General features: G+C 60.5%; 15 protein-coding genes. 9 read left to right on the forward strand and 6 right to left on the reverse strand.

The features are described from left to right. Window positions 1–16: 16 nt before the first annotated feature. The 5 genes from KZJ38_RS29715 to KZJ38_RS29735 all read right to left on the reverse strand — a co-directional run bounded on the left by KZJ38_RS29715 (window position 17) and on the right by KZJ38_RS29735 (window position 5,023). The gene (locus tag KZJ38_RS29715) at window positions 17–1,126 is read right to left on the reverse strand and encodes a catalase family peroxidase (protein ID WP_219800657.1); all 1,110 of its coding nucleotides are present in this window, start codon (window positions 1,124–1,126) and stop codon (window positions 17–19) included. A gap of 425 nt (window positions 1,127–1,551) precedes the next feature. Beyond that, window positions 1,552–2,343, reverse strand: coding sequence for an indole-3-glycerol phosphate synthase TrpC (gene trpC, locus KZJ38_RS29720; protein ID WP_219800658.1), 792 nt, complete (start codon window positions 2,341–2,343; stop codon window positions 1,552–1,554). 376 nt (window positions 2,344–2,719) lie between these two features. Continuing rightward, a complete protein-coding gene (locus KZJ38_RS29725; RefSeq protein ID WP_219800659.1) occupies window positions 2,720–3,547 on the reverse strand; it encodes a molybdopterin-dependent oxidoreductase in 828 nt (275 codons plus the stop codon). Further along, a complete protein-coding gene (locus tag KZJ38_RS29730; protein ID WP_219800660.1) occupies window positions 3,544–4,212 on the reverse strand; it encodes a cytochrome b/b6 domain-containing protein in 669 nt (222 codons plus the stop codon). The genes KZJ38_RS29725 and KZJ38_RS29730 overlap by 4 nt, the downstream gene beginning before the upstream one ends. Before the next feature lie 175 nt (window positions 4,213–4,387). After that, complete coding sequence (locus KZJ38_RS29735; RefSeq protein WP_219800661.1) at window positions 4,388–5,023, reverse strand: DUF5666 domain-containing protein; 636 nt, start codon at window positions 5,021–5,023, stop codon at window positions 4,388–4,390. 145 nt (window positions 5,024–5,168) lie between these two features. Between KZJ38_RS29735 and KZJ38_RS29740 the strand changes: the two genes are divergently transcribed. From KZJ38_RS29740 to KZJ38_RS29780, 9 genes are all read left to right on the forward strand, one after another. Beyond that, a complete protein-coding gene (locus KZJ38_RS29740; protein ID WP_219803706.1) occupies window positions 5,169–5,840 on the forward strand; it encodes a heavy metal response regulator transcription factor in 672 nt (223 codons plus the stop codon). Continuing rightward, complete coding sequence (locus KZJ38_RS29745; protein ID WP_219800662.1) at window positions 5,837–7,231, forward strand: heavy metal sensor histidine kinase; 1,395 nt, start codon at window positions 5,837–5,839, stop codon at window positions 7,229–7,231. The genes KZJ38_RS29740 and KZJ38_RS29745 overlap by 4 nt, the downstream gene beginning before the upstream one ends. A 266-nt stretch (window positions 7,232–7,497) precedes the next feature. Next, the gene (gene amaB / locus KZJ38_RS29750; protein WP_219800663.1) at window positions 7,498–8,997 is read left to right on the forward strand and encodes an L-piperidine-6-carboxylate dehydrogenase; all 1,500 of its coding nucleotides are present in this window, start codon (window positions 7,498–7,500) and stop codon (window positions 8,995–8,997) included. A gap of 57 nt (window positions 8,998–9,054) precedes the next feature. After that, a complete protein-coding gene (locus KZJ38_RS29755; RefSeq protein ID WP_219800664.1) occupies window positions 9,055–10,227 on the forward strand; it encodes an NAD(P)/FAD-dependent oxidoreductase in 1,173 nt (390 codons plus the stop codon). Between the two features lie 480 nt (window positions 10,228–10,707). After that, a complete protein-coding gene (locus KZJ38_RS29760) occupies window positions 10,708–13,053 on the forward strand; it encodes a type VI secretion system Vgr family protein (protein WP_219800665.1) in 2,346 nt (781 codons plus the stop codon). Between the two features lie 36 nt (window positions 13,054–13,089). Next, a complete protein-coding gene (locus KZJ38_RS29765; protein WP_219800666.1) occupies window positions 13,090–15,894 on the forward strand; it encodes a glycoside hydrolase family 19 protein in 2,805 nt (934 codons plus the stop codon). Beyond that, window positions 15,891–16,433 carry a hypothetical protein gene (locus KZJ38_RS29770; protein ID WP_219800667.1) on the forward strand — a complete coding sequence of 181 codons (543 nt, stop codon included), beginning with the start codon at window positions 15,891–15,893 and terminating at the stop codon, window positions 16,431–16,433. The genes KZJ38_RS29765 and KZJ38_RS29770 overlap by 4 nt, the downstream gene beginning before the upstream one ends. Window positions 16,434–16,591: 158 nt before the next feature. Further along, window positions 16,592–17,236 (forward strand): hypothetical protein, encoded by a 645-nt coding sequence (locus KZJ38_RS29775; protein ID WP_219800668.1) that lies wholly within the window; start codon window positions 16,592–16,594, stop codon window positions 17,234–17,236. Window positions 17,237–17,265: 29 nt separating this feature from the next. Continuing rightward, a complete protein-coding gene (locus KZJ38_RS29780; protein ID WP_219803707.1) occupies window positions 17,266–17,556 on the forward strand; it encodes a PAAR domain-containing protein in 291 nt (96 codons plus the stop codon). Window positions 17,557–17,629: 73 nt separating this feature from the next. On the opposite strand, the gene KZJ38_RS29785 is transcribed toward KZJ38_RS29780, so the two are convergent. Continuing rightward, on the reverse strand, window positions 17,630–18,145 hold the full coding sequence (locus KZJ38_RS29785; protein WP_219800669.1) for a metal-dependent hydrolase: 516 nt from the start codon (window positions 18,143–18,145) through the stop codon (window positions 17,630–17,632). Between the last annotated feature and the right edge of the window lie 10 nt (window positions 18,146–18,155).

The raw sequence follows: 18,155 nt of genomic DNA on the forward strand, positions 1-18,155 counted from the left end.
ATTGCTTGTTCTAAGGCTAACGTTTGCTTGCGTAACGAACTTCTTCCGACATGCGCCGGTAAAACGATTCCATATACGTCGCCGATCGCGCCGCCAGCAGCGGATCCGCGGACGGTTCGATACCGGCCGGCAGAATCAGCGGATCGAAATCGATGTTGCGGCACGGGCCATCGATTTGCGCCTCGGCGCGGTCGATCACCAGTGTGCCCGCATCGATGCGCTCGCGATTGCTCGTTTGCGGCCAGACCCTGGTTGCATCGTTGATCGCATCGCCCGGCTGTGCGACCGCGAGCACCAGATGCCAGCGCAACGGACCCGAACCCAGCGTCTTGACGAGCCGGTGCGCGAGAAAATCCGGATCGCGGCGTTGCATCGCTTCGACGGGCTGGTACGCAGCCTCGGGCACCATGCTCCAGCGCACGTAATGCGAAGTGCCATCCGCTTTTACGAAGCGAAATGCGCTGACGCTGTAGTAAGCGGCGTTGTCGAAGCCCGACGAAGCCGGATGCGCTCGGGTCCAGTCACGAAATGCGCGTGCTTCAGGATGCTGCTCTTCGAACGCGGCAATGCGGGCCGGGTCCGGCTTCCCGGTTCCTTTGTCCACGCGATGCGCCGCGAGTTCCGCAACAAACTCATCGGGCGTCCTGACGGAAAAGATCGGCGCCGAGTTCATGGCCATGCGCCACTCTTCGCCGTCCGGAACCGCGAGACGCAGCGCGAAGCTGCGCAAGCGCGATTCGCCGTCGCCTACGGTCGGATTCGTGCCCGGCACGGAAAAGCGCCCTACAACGGGAATCACACCCGGCGCGAACACATGCGCGCGCGAAAGTGCGGCGCCCGCGCCGTTGCTTTCGAAGCGGCCGGTGACGCAAATGCCTTTAGCGTGGTTGCGGCGAAAACCTGGGTGCGGACCGGTGACGGATTCGAAGGCATTGACGACGCGCGTGGCGGAAAGCGGCGCGCGATGCACGGGCCAGCCGACCCAGCCAGCGGAGAACGCATATGCGAACGAAATCCCGCCGATCGCAACGACGATGATCGCGTAACGCAGCAGAAGCGATGGAGAAGCCCAGCCTGCTTGCGACGCGCGCAGCACTTTGTTCAGGTAGTCGAACGTTTTTGCCATCGATGATTTCCAGCCTGGCTCGGCCTTCGGTTTCTCGCGGCGATCGCCCGACGACTCGCATCGGGCGAGAACCCGTAGAAACCTTTCAACACCCGGTCACGCTTCTAAAGCGGCGAGTGTCGTTCAGCGCGCAATCAAGCAGCGCAGTATAGCCGAGCACAGCCTTCGATGCAGCGTCTCTAGCGCATGACAGTTAAGGCTGGGATAGAAGACGGTGAATGCGATGGATGGCGAACGAATAAGTTTCTTAAAGATGCTCAGACGCTTTTGGACTTGACGCTACGCACATTCATTTCTTCCGGTTTGTTTAGTGCGGAGGCGCGCGTGTTTAGTGCCCCGGGTGTGCCGGACGGCGATGTCCGGCAGCAGTCTTTGCGTCGATTGTTTCGCAAATTGAATTAGGGATTTTTTATCGAGGCGATAAATTACGCGTTAAAGAATAGCCGCGCGAGTTCGGCGCCCGGATCCGCCGCGCGCATGAACGCTTCCCCGACGAGGAAGGTGTCGACGCCCGCATCGCGCATCCGTTCGACATCGGCGTGGCGCAGAATGCTCGACTCGGTCACGACGATGCGGTCGTCCGGAATGTCGCTCAGCATGCTGATCGTGGTGTCGAGCGTCACTTCGAAGGTGCGCAGATTGCGGTTATTGATGCCGACCAGAGGTGTTTTTAGCGTCAACGCGACATCAAGTTCTTCACGCGAATGCACCTCGACGAGCACGGCCATATTCAGCGAATGCGCGAGCGCTTCGAAGTCGCGCATCTGCGCCGGTTCGAGTGCCGCGGCGATCAACAGAATGCAGTCGGCGCCCATCGCGCGCGCTTCGTGAAACTGGTACTCGTCGACCATGAAGTCTTTGCGCAGCACGGGCAAGTTGCAGGCATTGCGCGCGGCGGTCAGATTTTCCGCGGAGCCTTGAAAGAAGTTGCGGTCCGTCAGCACGGACATGCAGGCCGCGCCATGCTGCTGATACGACGCCGAGATTTGCGCGGGGTCGAACGGATCGCGGATCAGGCCTTTGGACGGGCTCGCTTTTTTCGCTTCCGCGATCACGGCGGGCAGGCCGCTCGCATGTTTGGCGCGCAGTGCGCCGACAAAGTCGCGCACAGTTTGCGCGGCGCCTTCACGCTGCAATACCTCGATAGGCTTCGCTTGCCGGTTCGCTGCGATTTCTTCGCGCTTGACGGCAACAATTTTGGTCAGAACATCGGACATGGTGAACTCGCTGGGCTTCAAGATAAAAGTAAAACGGATCGCTCGTGCTGACACGCTGGGCACGAATGGGACGCAGATGCCGGAAGGGGGCGGTCACGGCGTGCCCGGGCACGGCAAACCGTAAGCGCAATCCGATTGGCGTGCCGTGAATCAGGATTGACCTATGCCGCTCATTCTTGACAGACGTGTCGTCTATTTGAACAGCCGTAAGCGTGCCGATATTCCAGCGAAATGAAATTGCACAAAGCGGGCCCCTTCGCAGCATGCGGTTGAATCGTTCGCGTCGATCGAACGCATGCCGTAAATGGCGCGAATGCCGCCAATGGTGTGAATCTCGCCAATGGCGCGAATCACTCCCGCATGCGCGGGCCGGACATCACGAACCGCTGTACCAGTTATAGCCCTGATCTTCCCAATAGCCGCCAGGATAGTCGTTGGTCACGAAAATCGCCGCGATATGCTTCGGGTTCTTGAAGCCCAGTTTGGTCGGTACACGCAGCTTGAGCGGGTAGCCGTACTTCGGCGGCAGCGGGTCGCTGCCGAAGTCGAGTGTGAGCTGGGTTTGCGGATGCAGCGCGGTGGCCATGTCGAGGCTCGTGTAATAGTGATCCGCGCATTTGAAGCCGACATAGCGAGCGCTCGTGTCGGCGCCGATGCGTTGCAGGAAGGTGCGAAACGGCACGCCACGCCATTCGCCGATCGCGCTCCAGCCTTCAATACAGATATGCCGCGTAATCTGCGAGGTCTGCGGCAGGCTGCGCAGACGTGCGAGATTCCAGTCGCTCTTGTCGGCGACGAGGCCTGACACTTCGAGTGCGTAGTCGGAGCCGTCGATATCGGGCACGTTGTACTCGGGGTAAAACGCGTTGAACGGAAACGGCTTCGTGATCTGGCTTGCGGAATAGGTCGGCGCGAGCCGGTTCGGGTCGAAGAGCCATGCCTGCACGCGATCGTTCCAGCGCGACATCGCCCACAACACCTTATCGACCGAATCGCCGTCCTGCATATTGCAGCCGGACAGCATCGCGAGCGCGCCCAGCGATAGCGAAGAGCGCAGGAAAAGGCGCCGTTCGACGCGTTCGATCTGCGGCTTGTGATCGGCGAGCACAATGCGCTCACGCAGCGTTTGCGCACGTGAATCGCGGGGCGCGCCATCGCGTATCACGCCAGCGTCTTTGTCGATCGGTTTGCGCGAAGAACTCATGCGTCGGTGCCTCCATGAACGACGCGGCGCGCGCGGCCGGTGACCATCGACGGCAGCGTGCGCGGAACCAGCAGCACGAGTGCGAGATGCACGACGACAAAACCGACCACGCCAGCCATCGCGGCAAAATGCACGCGCCGCGCGAAGTCATAGCCGCCGAAGAAGTTGGCGAGCCAGTCGAACTGCACTGGTTTCCAGATCGACAGCCCCGACGCAACGAGCAGCACGCCCAGCAGCAGGACGACGATGTAGAGCAACCGCTGCACCGCGTTATAGACGCCGGTTTCATGCGGCAGACGGAAGGTCGCCGCGCGCACGAAGTCGCGCAATACGTCGCGCGGATAGACCGGCAGGAAATGCCTGCGGAAATGGCGCGTCGCGAGGCCGTGCGTCAGATAAACGATGCCGTTTGCCACGAGCAGCCACATCGCGGCGAAATGCCACGCGATCGAACCGCCGAGCCAGCCGCCGACCGTTGCCCATTCGGGGAACCGGAACGGAAAAAGCGGCGACGCGTTGTAGATCGCCCAGCCGCTCATCACCATGCAGACCATCGCAAACGCGTTGACCCAATGCGTGATGCGCACGACGAGCGAATGCACGACGACGCGTTGCGTGCGCGTGGCGCGCGTGTCGCGTGTTTCTTTTGGCGCTTTTGCTGCCATCGAATGTTTCCCGCTTGAATCGATTGAACCGAGTGGTGTGTCGGCTGCGTCCGACCGATGAAATAGCGAAGCCGGCGGCCATTCCCGAGGCGAGCGGGTCCGGCGGCCGGCGTTCTTCTTCTCATGCGTTCTATTGTTGCCAGTCGCGACAGCGATGCCGCTCGCGCGGCATCGCTTACATCGGCGGCGTAACGCCGTCCTTGCCTGCGGAAATGAAATTCGCCGTCAGCGAACCGTCAGCTTCCTTGTGCGCAAACAGCACGACTTTCGCGCCCGGCACGAGCAGCGACTTGTCGCCCGGTTCGAGATCGACGATAGGCACGTCTTCCGGCACGAAGATCTTCTTCTCGCCGCCCTTGTAATTAACAGTGATCGTGCGGCCGTTGCTGACCACGACATTGCCGACCGTGCCGTTCGTCATCGAGCTGTTGGGACCGAGATCCCACGGACGGTGACCGTCGCCGCTACCGCGCATGCTTTCCGGGAACACGTGCACTTCAAGCGCCTTCAGCGTGCCGTTCGCCTGCGGAATCGCGGCCGTGCCGATGTAGCTATTCGGCTTGATCTCGTTGATCTTCGCGAGCGTGACCGCGCGGATCGGCGTGTTTTGCGAGACCTTTACGTCGAGGTCCTTGCCGTCGCGCGTATGCACCTTGAGCGCGTTGCCTGCAAACGACGTAATCGTGCCGCGCACGCCGGTCGGCTGCTGCGCATTCTGCGCGTAGGCAGCCGGGCCTGCGGCGAGAAACGCGCCGGCCACGAGCGCCGGTGCGACGATATTGCGCATGAAACCGCCTGGAACGAGCTTCATCTCTTGCCTTATCGGTTGTTGAGGATTCGTTGAGCGTAATGACCGCGGTCGCTCCGCAAGGTGACCGGTGGATGACAAAAACGTCATGAACGTTATGTGAGGGCGGCATAGAATCCTGGGAGACAAATTGATGACAGCAGGCGATATGAGCATTCTCGTGATCGAAGACGATCCGAAGACCGGCGACTATCTGAAGAAAGGGCTGCGCGAAAGCGGCTATGCGGTCGATCTCGCGCGAACCGGCAGCGATGGCCTGCATATGGCGCTCGAACAGGCCTACGACCTGGTGGTGCTCGACGTGATGCTGCCCGGTATCGACGGCTGGGAAATCATGCGGACGCTGCGCACGAAGCGCGACGTGCCGGTCATTTTCCTGACCGCGCGCGACCACGTGAGTGACCGTATTCGCGGGCTCGAACTCGGCGCGGACGATTACCTCGTCAAGCCGTTTTCGTTCACCGAACTGGTGCTGCGTATCCGTACGCTGCTGCGCCGCGGGGTGATGCGCGAGAGCGATGTGTTTCAGGTGGCCGACCTGAAGCTCGACGTGCTGCGCCGGAAGGCGACCCGCGAAGGCGTCGAGATTCCGCTCACGAACAAGGAGTTCATGCTGCTGCACCTGCTCGTGCGCCGCCAGGGCGAGGCGCTATCGCGCACCCAGATCGCATCGGAAGTGTGGGACATGAACTTCGACAGCGATACGAATGTGGTCGATGTGGCGGTCAAGCGGCTGCGCGCGAAGATCGATCACCCGTTCGAAAAGAAGCTGATTCACACGGTGCGCAGCATCGGCTACACGCTCGACGACGGCACATGACACTCTGGACGACGCGTTCGCTGATCTTCCGCACGACAGTGCTGTTCGCGCTGATCGCGTGCACGGTGATCGCCGCGCTTGGCGCGTATTTCTATCATTCGCAGCGCATCGCGCTCGAGCATCGCGCCGATATTGCACTGATGAGCCGCGCCGAGCATTTCAGCCGGCTCGCGCGGCAGATGTACACCGTCAACGAATTGAAAGCGCGGCCGCTGCTGTTCGAATCGATGCTCGGCGCCGAGCAGGACGTGCTGATTTTTCGCCGCCCCGGCGAGCCGCCGTTTATCGATGTGAATCCGGACCATGTGCCGGTGCCCAACCTCGGCGACTCCCGCGCGCATCAGCCGGGTCTTGCCGACATCACTGAAACCTCGCTGCCCGGTGGGGTGCGCGTGCACTGGACCTACGCGACGACGCTCGCGCGCGAGGATGGCGAGCCGGTTACCGTCATTGCGGGGCATCCGCTGACGAGCGAGGCGCACGTGCTCGCCGAGTATCGCGACCGGATCATTCTCGCGACGCTGGCCGGCGCACTCGCGGCAATCCTGCTTGCACACGGCGTGTTGCGGCGTGGCTTTCGCCCCGTGCAAGAGATTGCGATGCGTGCCGCGCAGATCAGCCCGACAAGCCTGTCGGTGCGCCTCGATAGCCGCCAGGCGCCGGCCGAACTGCGGCAGCTTACCGATGCGTTCAACGCAATGCTCGATCGCCTTGCCGAAGGCTATCAACGGCTCTCGCAGTTTTCGGCGGACCTCGCGCATGAGATTCGCACGCCGGTCAATGTGCTGATCGGCCAGACCCAGGTGACGCTCGCTCAAACGCGCGACGTCGACGAGTATCAGCAGACGCTCGAATCGAATCTAGAAGAGCTGAACCGGCTCGGCCATCTCGCGGAAAATATGCTGTTTCTCGCGCGCGCCGATCACGCGGCGCTCGCGATCGCGCGCGAACCGGTCGCGCTCGCCGACGAACTCACCAAGATCGCCGAGTACTTCGAAGGAATCGCGGACGAGCGTGGCATACGCTTTAACGTCGATGCGCGCGGCGCACTGTTCGCGGACCCGATGCTGTGCCGGCGCGCGATCAACAATCTCGTCGTCAATGCGGTGCGCTACGGCGCGAGCGATACGGTCGTTCGCCTGAAGGGCGAGGAGGACGAGCGCGGCTCGACGATCGTCGTCGAAAACGATGGGCAGATTCCGCCCGATCTGATGGCGCGTCTGTTCGACCGCTTTTATCGCGCCGATGCGGCGCGCAGCAGGTTGACCGAGTCCAGTGGATTGGGGCTCGCCATTGTCAAAGCCATCATGAGTCTGCATGGCGGCAGTGCATCGGTGTCGTGTCCGGCGCCGAGCGTCGTGCGCTTCGAATTGCATTTTCCACGGGCCTGACGGTGCAAAGTCTTCGTTGGGATCAGGTTCCGGAGGTGCGCATTAATTTCCTATAGGAAACGACTCTATCGCCATCTCCCCAGGTGGAGCGCAGTGCGTGCTCTGTCACGTCAAGGTCGCTCGGGAAAACCCTCATCTCCGCTAATTTGCGGTGCATCGCGCGCTCGAGCCAGCGCTGCTGTGATCCGCCTTGCCGCCATAAAACCCGGCGTGTATAGTCTTCTGACCGTCTTTTGTTTCGTATTGGAAATTCAAAAGGAGCCAAGATGAACGCCTCGACCATCCTCGCCGAACTGGGCATTGCCGACGTGGTGCAAGCGGGCGACATCGCCGTGCACTCGCCGATCACGGGCGAACTGATCGGCCGCGCGCCGAACCGCGCGGCGGCGGAAGTCGATGCGGCGCTTGCCGCCGCCAAAGAGGCGTTCGCGGTATGGCGCAATGTGCCGGCACCGCGGCGCGGCGAACTGGTGCGCCTGCTCGGGAACCGGCTACGTGAAAAGAAGCAGGCGCTGGGCAGCCTCGTGTCGCTCGAAACCGGAAAGATCCTGCAGGAAGGGCTCGGCGAGGTGCAGGAGATGATCGACATCTGCGACTTCGCGGTGGGTTTGTCGCGGCAACTGTATGGCCTGACGATCGCGTCCGAGCGGCCCGGTCACCGCATGGCCGAAACGTGGCATCCGCTGGGCACCTGCGTCGTGATTTCGGCGTTTAACTTTCCGGTGGCCGTGTGGTCGTGGAACGCGGCGCTCGCGCTCGTGTGCGGTAACGCAGTCGTGTGGAAGCCCTCGGAAAAGACGCCGCTTACCGCGATTGCGGTGAACCAGATTCTGAACGACGCTTTGCGCGAATTCGGCGATGCGCCGGCCGGCCTGACGGCGGTCGTGACGGGCGGTCGCGATGTCGGTGCGAAACTTGTGGCTGATCCGCGCGCATCGATCGTCAGCGCGACCGGCAGCACGGAAATGGGCCGTACAGTCGGCGCCGAAGTCGCGAAGCGCTTCGGCCGCTCATTGCTCGAGCTCGGCGGCAACAATGCCGGCATCGTCACGCCGAGTGCGGACCGCGAGCTCGCGCTGCGCGCAATCCTGTTTTCGGCGGTCGGCACGGCGGGGCAACGCTGCACGTCGCTGCGGCGGCTGTTCGTGCACGAAGGTGTCTATGAAAAGACCGTTGAGAGCCTGAAGCAGCTCTATGCGAAGGTGCCGATCGGCAATCCGCTCGAAAAGGGCACGCTGATGGGCCCACTGATCGACAAGGCTTCATTCGAGCGGATGCAAGCCGCGCTCGAACAGGCGCGTGCCGAAGGCGGCAAGGTCACGGGCGGCGAGCGCGTCGAAGTGAAAGGCCATGAAGGCGGTTACTACGTGCGTCCGGCGATCGTCGAAATGCCGTCGCAAACGGCCGTCGTGCTGAAGGAAACCTTTGCGCCGATTCTTTATGTGATGCGCTACAAGGAATTCGACGCGGCCGTCGACGCAAATAACGCGGCCGCGCATGGGCTTTCGTCGTGTGTGTTCACCACCGATCTGCGTGAAGCGGAACGCTTCCTGTCCGCGTCGGGCAGCGATTGCGGCATCGCGAACGTGAACATTGGGCCAAGCGGCGCGGAAATCGGCGGCGCGTTCGGCGGCGAAAAAGAAACAGGCGGCGGGCGCGAGTCCGGCTCCGACGCGTGGAAGGCGTATATGCGGCGCGCGACGAATACCGTCAACTATTCATCCGCACTGCCGCTCGCGCAAGGGATCGATTTCAATCTCGGTTGATGCGCGCGGCGCCGTCGCGATCATCTTTGTCATAGCTGTCACTGTTGGAGCACCACGGTGAGTGAGAAAGTCGTCATCGTCGGCGGGGGTGTGATCGGCAGTTCGGTCGCGTACTTTCTGCGTGTGTCCGATCCCGCCGTCGATGTGACCGTGATCGAGCGCGATCCGAGCTATGCGCGCTCGTCGTCGGCGTTGTCGGCCGCCTCGATCCGGCAGCAGTTCTCGACGCCGCTGTCGGTGCAGATGTCGCTATTTGGCATCGACTTTCTGCGCTCGATCGGCGAACGGCTTGCTGTCGACGGCACGCGGCCGTCGATCGATCTGCACGAAGGCGGGTACCTGTTTCTGGCGACGCCGGCCGGCGTCGCGACGCTACGCGACAATCACGCGCTGCAAACACGGCTTGGCGCGGATATCTGTTTGCTCGAGCGGACCGCGCTTGCCGCGCGCTTTCCATGGCTCAATACCGAAGACCTGGCGGCGGGCGCGCTGGGCGAAAGCGGCGAAGGCTGGTTCGACGGCTATGGGCTCGTGCAGGCGCTGCGCAAAAAAGCGCAGGCGCTCGGTGCACGCTACGTTGCTGACGACGTGACCGCGCTCACTCGCAACGGCCGGCGCGTGACTCAGGTGATGACCGCGAGCGGCGCCGCCTACCGATGCGATACGGTGGTCAACGCGGCCGGCGCGTGGTCGCGCCGCATCGCGGCGATGCTCGATCTCGAACTGCCCGTGCATGCGCGTCGCCGCAGTATCTTCAACGTCAGTTCGCCGGCGCGGCTCGAGCGGTGTCCGTTGCTGATCGACCCGAGCGGCGTGTACTTCCGTCCGGAAGGGCAGACCTATATTTGCGGCACGTCACCGGGCGCGGACAACGACCCCGACGATCTGCCGCTCGACGAGGTCGACCACGCGCTCTTCGACGATGTGATCTGGCCGACGCTTGCGCATCGTGTGCCGCAGTTCGAAGCCTTGCGTGTGTTGCATGCGTGGTCCGGCTACTACGAATACAACGTGTTCGATCAGAACGCGATTATCGGTTTTCATCCCGACGTCGAAAACTGCATCTTTGCGAATGGCTTCAGCGGCCATGGCTTGCAGCAGGGCCCCGCGACTGGGCGCGGCGTCAGCGAACTGATCCTGCACGGGCGATATACGACGCTCGATCTGTCGATGCTCGGCTTCGAGCGTGTACTCGCGAACCGTCCGTTCGTCGAGAAGAACGTTGTCTGAACAGCGAACGCGGCCTCGCGCCGCTAACGACACGCGACGGTCTTGCACGGTTTGCAGCGCGGAAGCTGAATGTCAATCGCATCAACGAGTTGCCGCGGTCTTGCTCAAGATGTCCACAGCCTTGTGCCCAGGAACTGTGGATAACGCGAGCCGCCGGCACGAACGCTGAAGCAACGACGTGCATTGCCGCGTTGCGAGCACGGTAACGAATCCCCGATGCGTCAAGCACTTGCGCGAGTCATGCGCAGGTTATGCACACTCTTTTCCCCGGATTCTGTTGATAACTCCGGCACTTCTCGCAACAGCCACTTAATTTCTCTGAAGCTCGACGGCTAAATTGCGCGGCTTTATCAGACGTTCTTAGGGCGGTTGTCAAATTGTGTGTGCGTCGATCAACGCACAACGAACGGACCGTATCATCCGCTTCAACCAATCAGGCGATATTTAGCTTGAAGCCAACGTTGAAGGGGAAACAGAGTCGTGAGTCCGACACCGGCCACGCTCGACGCGCTGCCGCGTCCGGGCGACCACCAGTACTACCGCCTCGATATACCGCAATCGCGCAGCTGCGCGCAGGCCGAGGTGTTTGCGTTCGAGGGCGAACGCGCGATCGGCGAGCCGACGCGTTATGTGATCCGCTTTACGCACCCGCGCCACGACCTTGCGCGCGGCGAATACCTGAACAAGCCGGCGACCTTCATTATCCAGCCGCCGCAGCAGCGGTGGGGCGACCCCGAGCCTGAGCGACGCGTGTTCGGTGTGACGACCGGGTTTGCATTGTTGAACAGCAATCGCGACGAGTCCAGCTATGAAGTGGTGCTGGAGTCGCGCATGGCGCTGCTGCGTAACAACCCCAAATGCCGGTTCTTCGTCGATAGGAGCGACCCTGAAATTATCGCGGAGATTCTGCGCGAAAACGGCTTCGACAAGCTGCTCGCGGATTTCGAATTGACGCTGTATCGCACGTATCGCAAGCGCGAGTTTGTCATGCAGTGGGGCGAGGACGACCTCGCCTTTATCACGCGGCTGTGCCGGCGCTCGGGGCTCTGGTATGTCTGCGACGAGGGCAAGCGGTGCGAGAAGGTGCGCTTTTGCGACGACCTCACACACTACCGGCGCGACCCGAAACTCAACGTGGTGTGGCAGCCGTTCAGCGGCATGCAGAGCAATGGCGTCGAATCGGTTGACTCGCTCGAGATACACGCGACGACGATCGCAACACGCTATACGGTGCGCACATTCAACACCGAGAGCCTGCTGGACAAGCCGGTGGAAGGCGCCTACGAGATCCGCGACGACCCCACCACATCGGGCGAAGCCTATATCTGGGGCACGCCGTACCTGAGCGCGGACGAGGCCGGCGACGAAGCGCGGCTTCGCGGCGAAGCATCGCGCGCCGCGCAGATCGAGTATCGCGGCACGTGCGACATGCTCGATCTCGCGCCGGGCAGCGTGTTGAAGCTGTCGAACCGCGAACTGCCCGATGCGAAACACGGCTTGCTCGCTGTGCGCGTGACATGCGGTGCGTCGCGCGGCAGAAGCTATCGCGTCGGGTTCACCGCGATGCCGGCGGACCGGTTTTACCGGCTGCCGCTGCTTGAAGAGACGTGGCCACGGGTGCAGGGCGTGGTGACCGGACGCATTGCGTCGACGGGCGGCTACACGGATCCGTATATCGACGAACAGGGGCGCTATATCGTCGACCTGCATCTCGACCGCGATCCGCGCACGCCGGGACTGAACAGTTGTCCGATGCGGCTCGCGAAACCGTTCGCGGGCGCGGGGCGCACGGGGTTCCACTTCGGGCTCGTCGAGGGAACGGTGGTGACGGTCTCATTCATGTGGGGCAATCCGGATCTGCCTTATATCAGTCAGGTGCTGCATACGGCGCAGGAGATGGATCCGATTGTCGCGGGCCGGCCATGGGATGCGCGCGACACGCTGCGTACGCGTTCGAACAACACGCTGGAATTCGAGAACTTCAAGGGCAAGGAGCACGCCAAGCTTGCGACCGAGCATGGGAAGTCGCAGTTGAATCTCGGGCATACGGTTGATCGAAATGGAAATGTTCGTGGGGCGGGGTTTGAGCTCAGGACGGATTTAAAAGGGCATGTGCGCGCCGGTGACGGCTTGCATCTGTCGGCCGACAAACAGGCCGGTGCGATTGGCGAGCAGGCCGATACCAAACTCATGACGTCGCGCTTCGAGTTGACGCAGGCCGAGGCGCAAGCACTCGCCGATGTCGCGACACTGGCGAAAGCCGAGATCGCGGACATCAAGGCAGAGAACCTCTGGCTCAAGGACGAGCTCGATGGCCTGAAGCAGGCAGTGATCGCAATGTCCGCGCCGCGCGGCATCGGCATGGCGACCGACGGACCGGTGATGGTATCGGCGCGCCGCGATGTCAGCGTCGCGACATCATCCGCGTTCAACGTCAGTGCGATCAAACAGATCGTGATTGCAGCCGGTGAAGTCTTGTCGCTATTTGCGCAAAGCCTCGGCATCAAGTTGATCGCAGCGCGAGGCAAGGTGCAGATCCAGGCGCAAGGCGACGAACTCGAGGTCGCGTCGCAGCAAGACATGCATATCCGCAGCACCGAAGGACGTGTGCTGATCGATGCCGATAAGGAAATCCTGATGCGCTGTGGTCGTACGTACTACCGGCTTACGCCTAACGGCATCACGCATGCGACACCGGGAAACTACGTCGAGCGTGCCGTTTCGTGGAGCAGGGTCGATCCGGATGGGACGGTGACTCGCGCTTCGCTGCCGCATGCGAATGAACTGGCCGACCGCGAGGGTCACGGCTCGAAATTTTCTGGTTGATCGCTTTAACGCGACGCCGCTTCTCGCATTGTCAATATGACCACTCAATTGAAATCGCATCCGCAGGGGCATTCACAGGCGCGCCCACATTCTTCCGTTGGGCAACCGGGGAAGACGGAGAAGCCGTCGACGGCGCCTGCGCTCAAGTGGTGCTATCCATTTCCATGCAAGCGCGGCGGCGAAGAGACCGATCCGCAGACGTTTTATCAGGCGCTAGGCGTGATGAACGACGGGTACTTTCCCCTCGCCGTGAATGGCTTTCCTCACGGAGGTGTGCATTTCGGTGCGGAGTCCGCCTCCAGTGTCGATCAGTCGGGCGGTGTGCGTTTGATTGCCGACGGTGAGATCGTTGCGTACAAGCTGGACCGTGCCTATCCGCATCTTCAGTACGCCAAGGGCTCGTACTGGGCGCTCTATTCGACGGGCTTCGTGCTGACGCGTCATCGGATGACGCTGCCACCTGCTCCTGGCGCCACCACGCCGCAGCCCACCGATGAGACGCTGACGTTTTTCAGTCTGGCCTTGCATATGGCGGACTGGAGCACCTATGCCGCAGATACGAAGCTCGCGCGCCCGGGCTGGTGGCCTGGCGTGGAGACATATCGGGCGACGGGCAAGGAGCGTTACGAGCAAAGTGGCGCGGCCGGAGCCTTTGTCTATACGGCGCCACAGGCTGGGGCGACGAAAGGGCACTTCACTGCGGGTACGAAAACAGCTTTCTTGCCCGAAGGGAGCGAAGTGACCATTGGCGAGAGGCGCGGCGAGTGGGGACGTGTCAAAGCGGTTACCTCAGGCAACGCAATTGCCTTGCGCATTAACGACGCACGCGCGCAACACAGTAGCAGCGGTCAGAAAAAGCAGCACGCAGCCGGTGGGGACCACGGCTGGATCAATCTGCACGCGCAGCAACCGTTACGCGAACCCGGCGGCGTGGATGGCGTAGTGATTCCGCCGCAGCCGATCGCAGTGAAGGCCGGCACGTTGCTCGGGCAGATCGGGCAGTTTCTCGACTACGAACACTCGACGCCCTTGCCGCCGAAACCGATACGGCCGCTCGTCCATATGGAAGTGTTTGCGGGCGACGAGTTCGCGGCGTTTCTCGCGAAAAGCCGGGCGCGAGCGGAGCAGTTGCCTGCGAGCGATCGCACGATTCTGATGATCGAGCCGGGCGCGAAACTGGTGACGTCGATGGAGCCGGACATTGTGGTTCAGCAGGGTGGCGAGCCGATGGAAAAGCTGATGGTCACAGCCGATAGTCCTGCGAGTGGACCGTGGATGAAGGTGCAGCCTCGATGGTATGACCGCTTCTCAGGTCTTATGGCCGATTACGGGAGACCTATCTGGATAGAGCGCAGCAATAAGGACAAGCTGGATTCGCCCAAGGGTCTTCGCGCATGGCGCCGGTTTCCGCTACAGGTGAAGTCCGCTACTGAGCCGGCGATCGAACAGTCGATGATTCTCTCGCGTGCGTATCTCGATGGCCTCTCGGACGATAGCCGCGTTGTCGACGATCAAGGCGTGCACTGGTGGGGTTTGCGGATACCTGCGGGGCACGGTGGACGCACGTGGCGATGGGTGTGCGAAAAGGACCATTCGGGTACGAAGTGGGAGAGTCCGTGGGCGTGGCCCGGCTTCGAGATTGTGGATGCGACGGGTATCAGGCTCTCCGATGCGTTCCGGCGCAATCTTGTTGTCACGGAGTCGGCGCAGGCACGCGAGCACCCGGAATACGCGCCTTCGAAGGACGCGGTCAATGCGAGCGCGCTGCTGCGAAGAGTCGCGCAGATCGTCGAACGCGTGCCCGCACTGGATGGCGGCAAGCCGGATCGCGACGCGGATGGCCGGGACAAAGTGACCGCCAAACTAATCCAGAGGGCAATGTTCCAGCGTGAGCTGGCGAGTCAGCTTGCGCATGTGATTCTGCGCTACGAAAGCGAGTGGTGCGGGAATGTTGAGCGCTGGGAAGCGCTTACGCCTCTGATGCGTAACTCAGCGGAAAACTGGGAGTGCGAACTGCAGCGAGTGAGGAAGTTGCAGTGGTGGGATCAGGTGAAGGGCAAGGTGGACGGGTTTCCCGTTAGCACTGTAGTGCATCACATTCATCCTGTTGCGCTGGTGGGGAACTTCCGTCGTAAATCGATTATTACTGTTGAGATGCTGAGGCAAATATGGCCTGAACCGTCTGTTCCGGATGAGCGACTTGCCGGAATTGCGGCGGAAATAAATGCAAACTCCGAAAAATATAAATTAAACACAGAGTTGCGGTTAAGTCATTTCTTTGCTCAGGTTATGCAAGAGGTTGGAGAAACTTGCAGGCTTGAGGAGGATTTGCGCTATTTTAAACCGGAAAGGTTGAAAAAGATTTTCAGCTATTTCAAGGTTAATCCCGCTGAGGCGGAAACTTACGGATATCACCCGCCTCTAGCTGGCGATGCTGAGGCAATCGCTAACCGGGCATATGCCGGAAAAATCGGGAACGGTGCGGTTTCAAGTGGCGACGGCTGGAAGTATCGCGGTAGAGGTTTGAAGCAAACGACGGGGCGATTCAACTATCGAGCTTTTACAAAGGACTATTCCCGTTTCTGGGCAGATGAGGCTCCAGATTTTGAACGAACCCCTGATCTACTTTCCACAACAAGCTATGGGACTCGTTCGGGAGTCTATTATTGGCTCGCACATCGGTTGTTTGAGATTGCGGACAAGACTACAGACTCGAATGTTAATGAAAAGGTCGATGGCATTACGGCACTCATAAATAAAGGCACCGACAGTTATGATGCGCGTCGCGGTAATTTCAAAAAAATAATGACATCACGTGTATTCAGGGATGTCGAAAATTGAAGAAATCGATAAATGCGGTGACGAGATGGTTGGTGATATTGAGCTTTTGTCTTTTGCCCTCCGAAGTGCTGGCGGCATCGCCTTTCGCCAACGAAGACCATCAACGCGTGGTGATCGAATTATTTTCGCCGGTTGATTCTATCGAAATTGATCAGATCCACTCAGAGCCCGCGATGATGAAAGTGGATTTCGTCGGGGAGGACGGCAAGCGAATTCCGATCACTACGTTCAGTCAAGAGGGGTCCTCGTTGCCGCGGATGGTCGGTATTTTCAAAGCTCATTTCAGATCGCGTCAGATTTTATTTTTGATCGTAAAGTGGCATTACTATCTGCCGGGTGTTAACACTGAAGCTGATTACTATGAGGTTCATGCATACAATGCGTCATTGGGGAACGCACGTATACCTTTATTCGCTCAAGACCAGTTTCTGTCAACGATATTTGGCTCCGGCCTGGACGGAAAGGAAGAAGGGAAGAACGTACACTTCAAGTTCAAGGATGTGATGTCTATCCGACGAGGATTGGATGAAATTAAATAGCAAAGTAGCGACTGCTGGTCTTTCCAGCTCAGCAACCGTGAATATTGTTGTCCCATGCTCCTGGATGATGCCAACCCGACTTGCTTGTTACCGTGAATCGGATTCAGTGAAACTTTAAAGCCAACTATAAATTATTTGTTGAGTTAATTGAGGAAAAATTGAATCAGTTGCGCAATCAGAACGGCGACCGGCAATCGACGTTTTTCTCAAATCCAGCCACGTTTGTCCTGGGCCACCAAAAAGAGAATGGCGAATGGCAGGTGGTAGCCGAAAGCACTCGGAGTGGCCCCGTTGTCACTTGTTATGTTTCCCCGATCCACGCGTTGATCCAGGCGTCTTATCTGTCGCGAGAAGGGAGACAGATCGGCGTTAAGCACGCGGGCCTGATCAGGGAGGAACTGTTTCGTACCGCCGATAGGAGCGGACTGGCCGCTGATCTGCGGTTAGCGTGGCTCGTGCATAACGGAAAGATCGCTCAAGACCCAGCTGGAAATTTTGCAGCTTTCGCCCGACATATGACGCGTAGATCTTATTCGTCGAGTCCGCCTTTGTATTTTGAGCTTAGTGAGTCTTGCGTTGATCAGATTGACAAACTATATGAGCGCGGAGGACTGTTTGCGTGGCGCGAGACCTTCCTCAACGTCACGGCGTGGAGCGAGCATCGCTTGTCAGGCGTGGTCAAGCGTGCTGTCGCGTCGATGGAACTGACGAAATGCGATATCTCGCAATGCATGGAAGCCGCGATATTCGATGCAGAGTTCGAGCAGTGGCATATCGTGCCAATCGACGATTTCATTCCTTGACGACAGGTCACGACAACAGCGAGGACAACATGACTTTCCGTCATGACATCTGCCACGGCGACACCACCACAGCTGGTGGCCGCGTATCTGCGACTGCGAATCGCGACACGCTTCAGAACCGCGCCGCCGCTTATGAAGGTGACCCGGTCCACTGCCCGAAATGCGCCAGCACAGGCCGTATCGTCTGCGCCGGAGGCGGTGCACGCGATCAGGGTCCGGAAGGTCGGAAGTCGGCCCTTAGCGGCGACCTGTGTGTTTGCAATTGCGCCGAGCATCCGCGCCTGATCGCGTCGCAAGACCGTTCAGGAACACGTGGGTGAAGTTTGCACATGATTGAGGTGCGCCGCTGGAGCGATCGCACAACGATTCTCGACATGCGAGCGACTAAAGGCCTCAACCCAATCCCAACCCCCTCAACCAATACCCCGCATGCCACCCAACCCCGCCAAACCGCGTCACCGCAAACCACGCACCCACCCAGGCCGCTCCAACCACCAATAAATCGCACCGCCCGCTATTCCACCAGTTCAACGAATGACGCGCGGCGATCCACGGAACGCCGAGCGGGTTCGGCCAATCGGCGAGCAGATGCATGACGCCGCCGCACGCAAACCCGAACAACGCAGCGGCAACCGGATAATGTCCAAGCCAATGGTAAGCAGCGACCAGCAGCGCAATCCACGCGACACCCCAATGCGTCGCCGTACGATGCGTGATCCACAGCCTGCGCGTGCGCGACCACCACGCAACCTCGAGCCAATCCGGCGCTGTACTACCGGCCACGCCTGCGGCAAACGCAAGCGCAACCCATACGTGATACGGCCCACCCGCGCGCGAATGAGCGACGATCGCGGCAGCGATCACACCAGCGGCCCACCCGGTCGCATGATGCGCAGCACTTGAAGCCATTTGGCCGCGG

The organism is Paraburkholderia edwinii (assembly GCF_019428685.1).
In the GTDB taxonomy this organism is placed as follows: domain Bacteria; phylum Pseudomonadota; class Gammaproteobacteria; order Burkholderiales; family Burkholderiaceae; genus Paraburkholderia; species Paraburkholderia edwinii.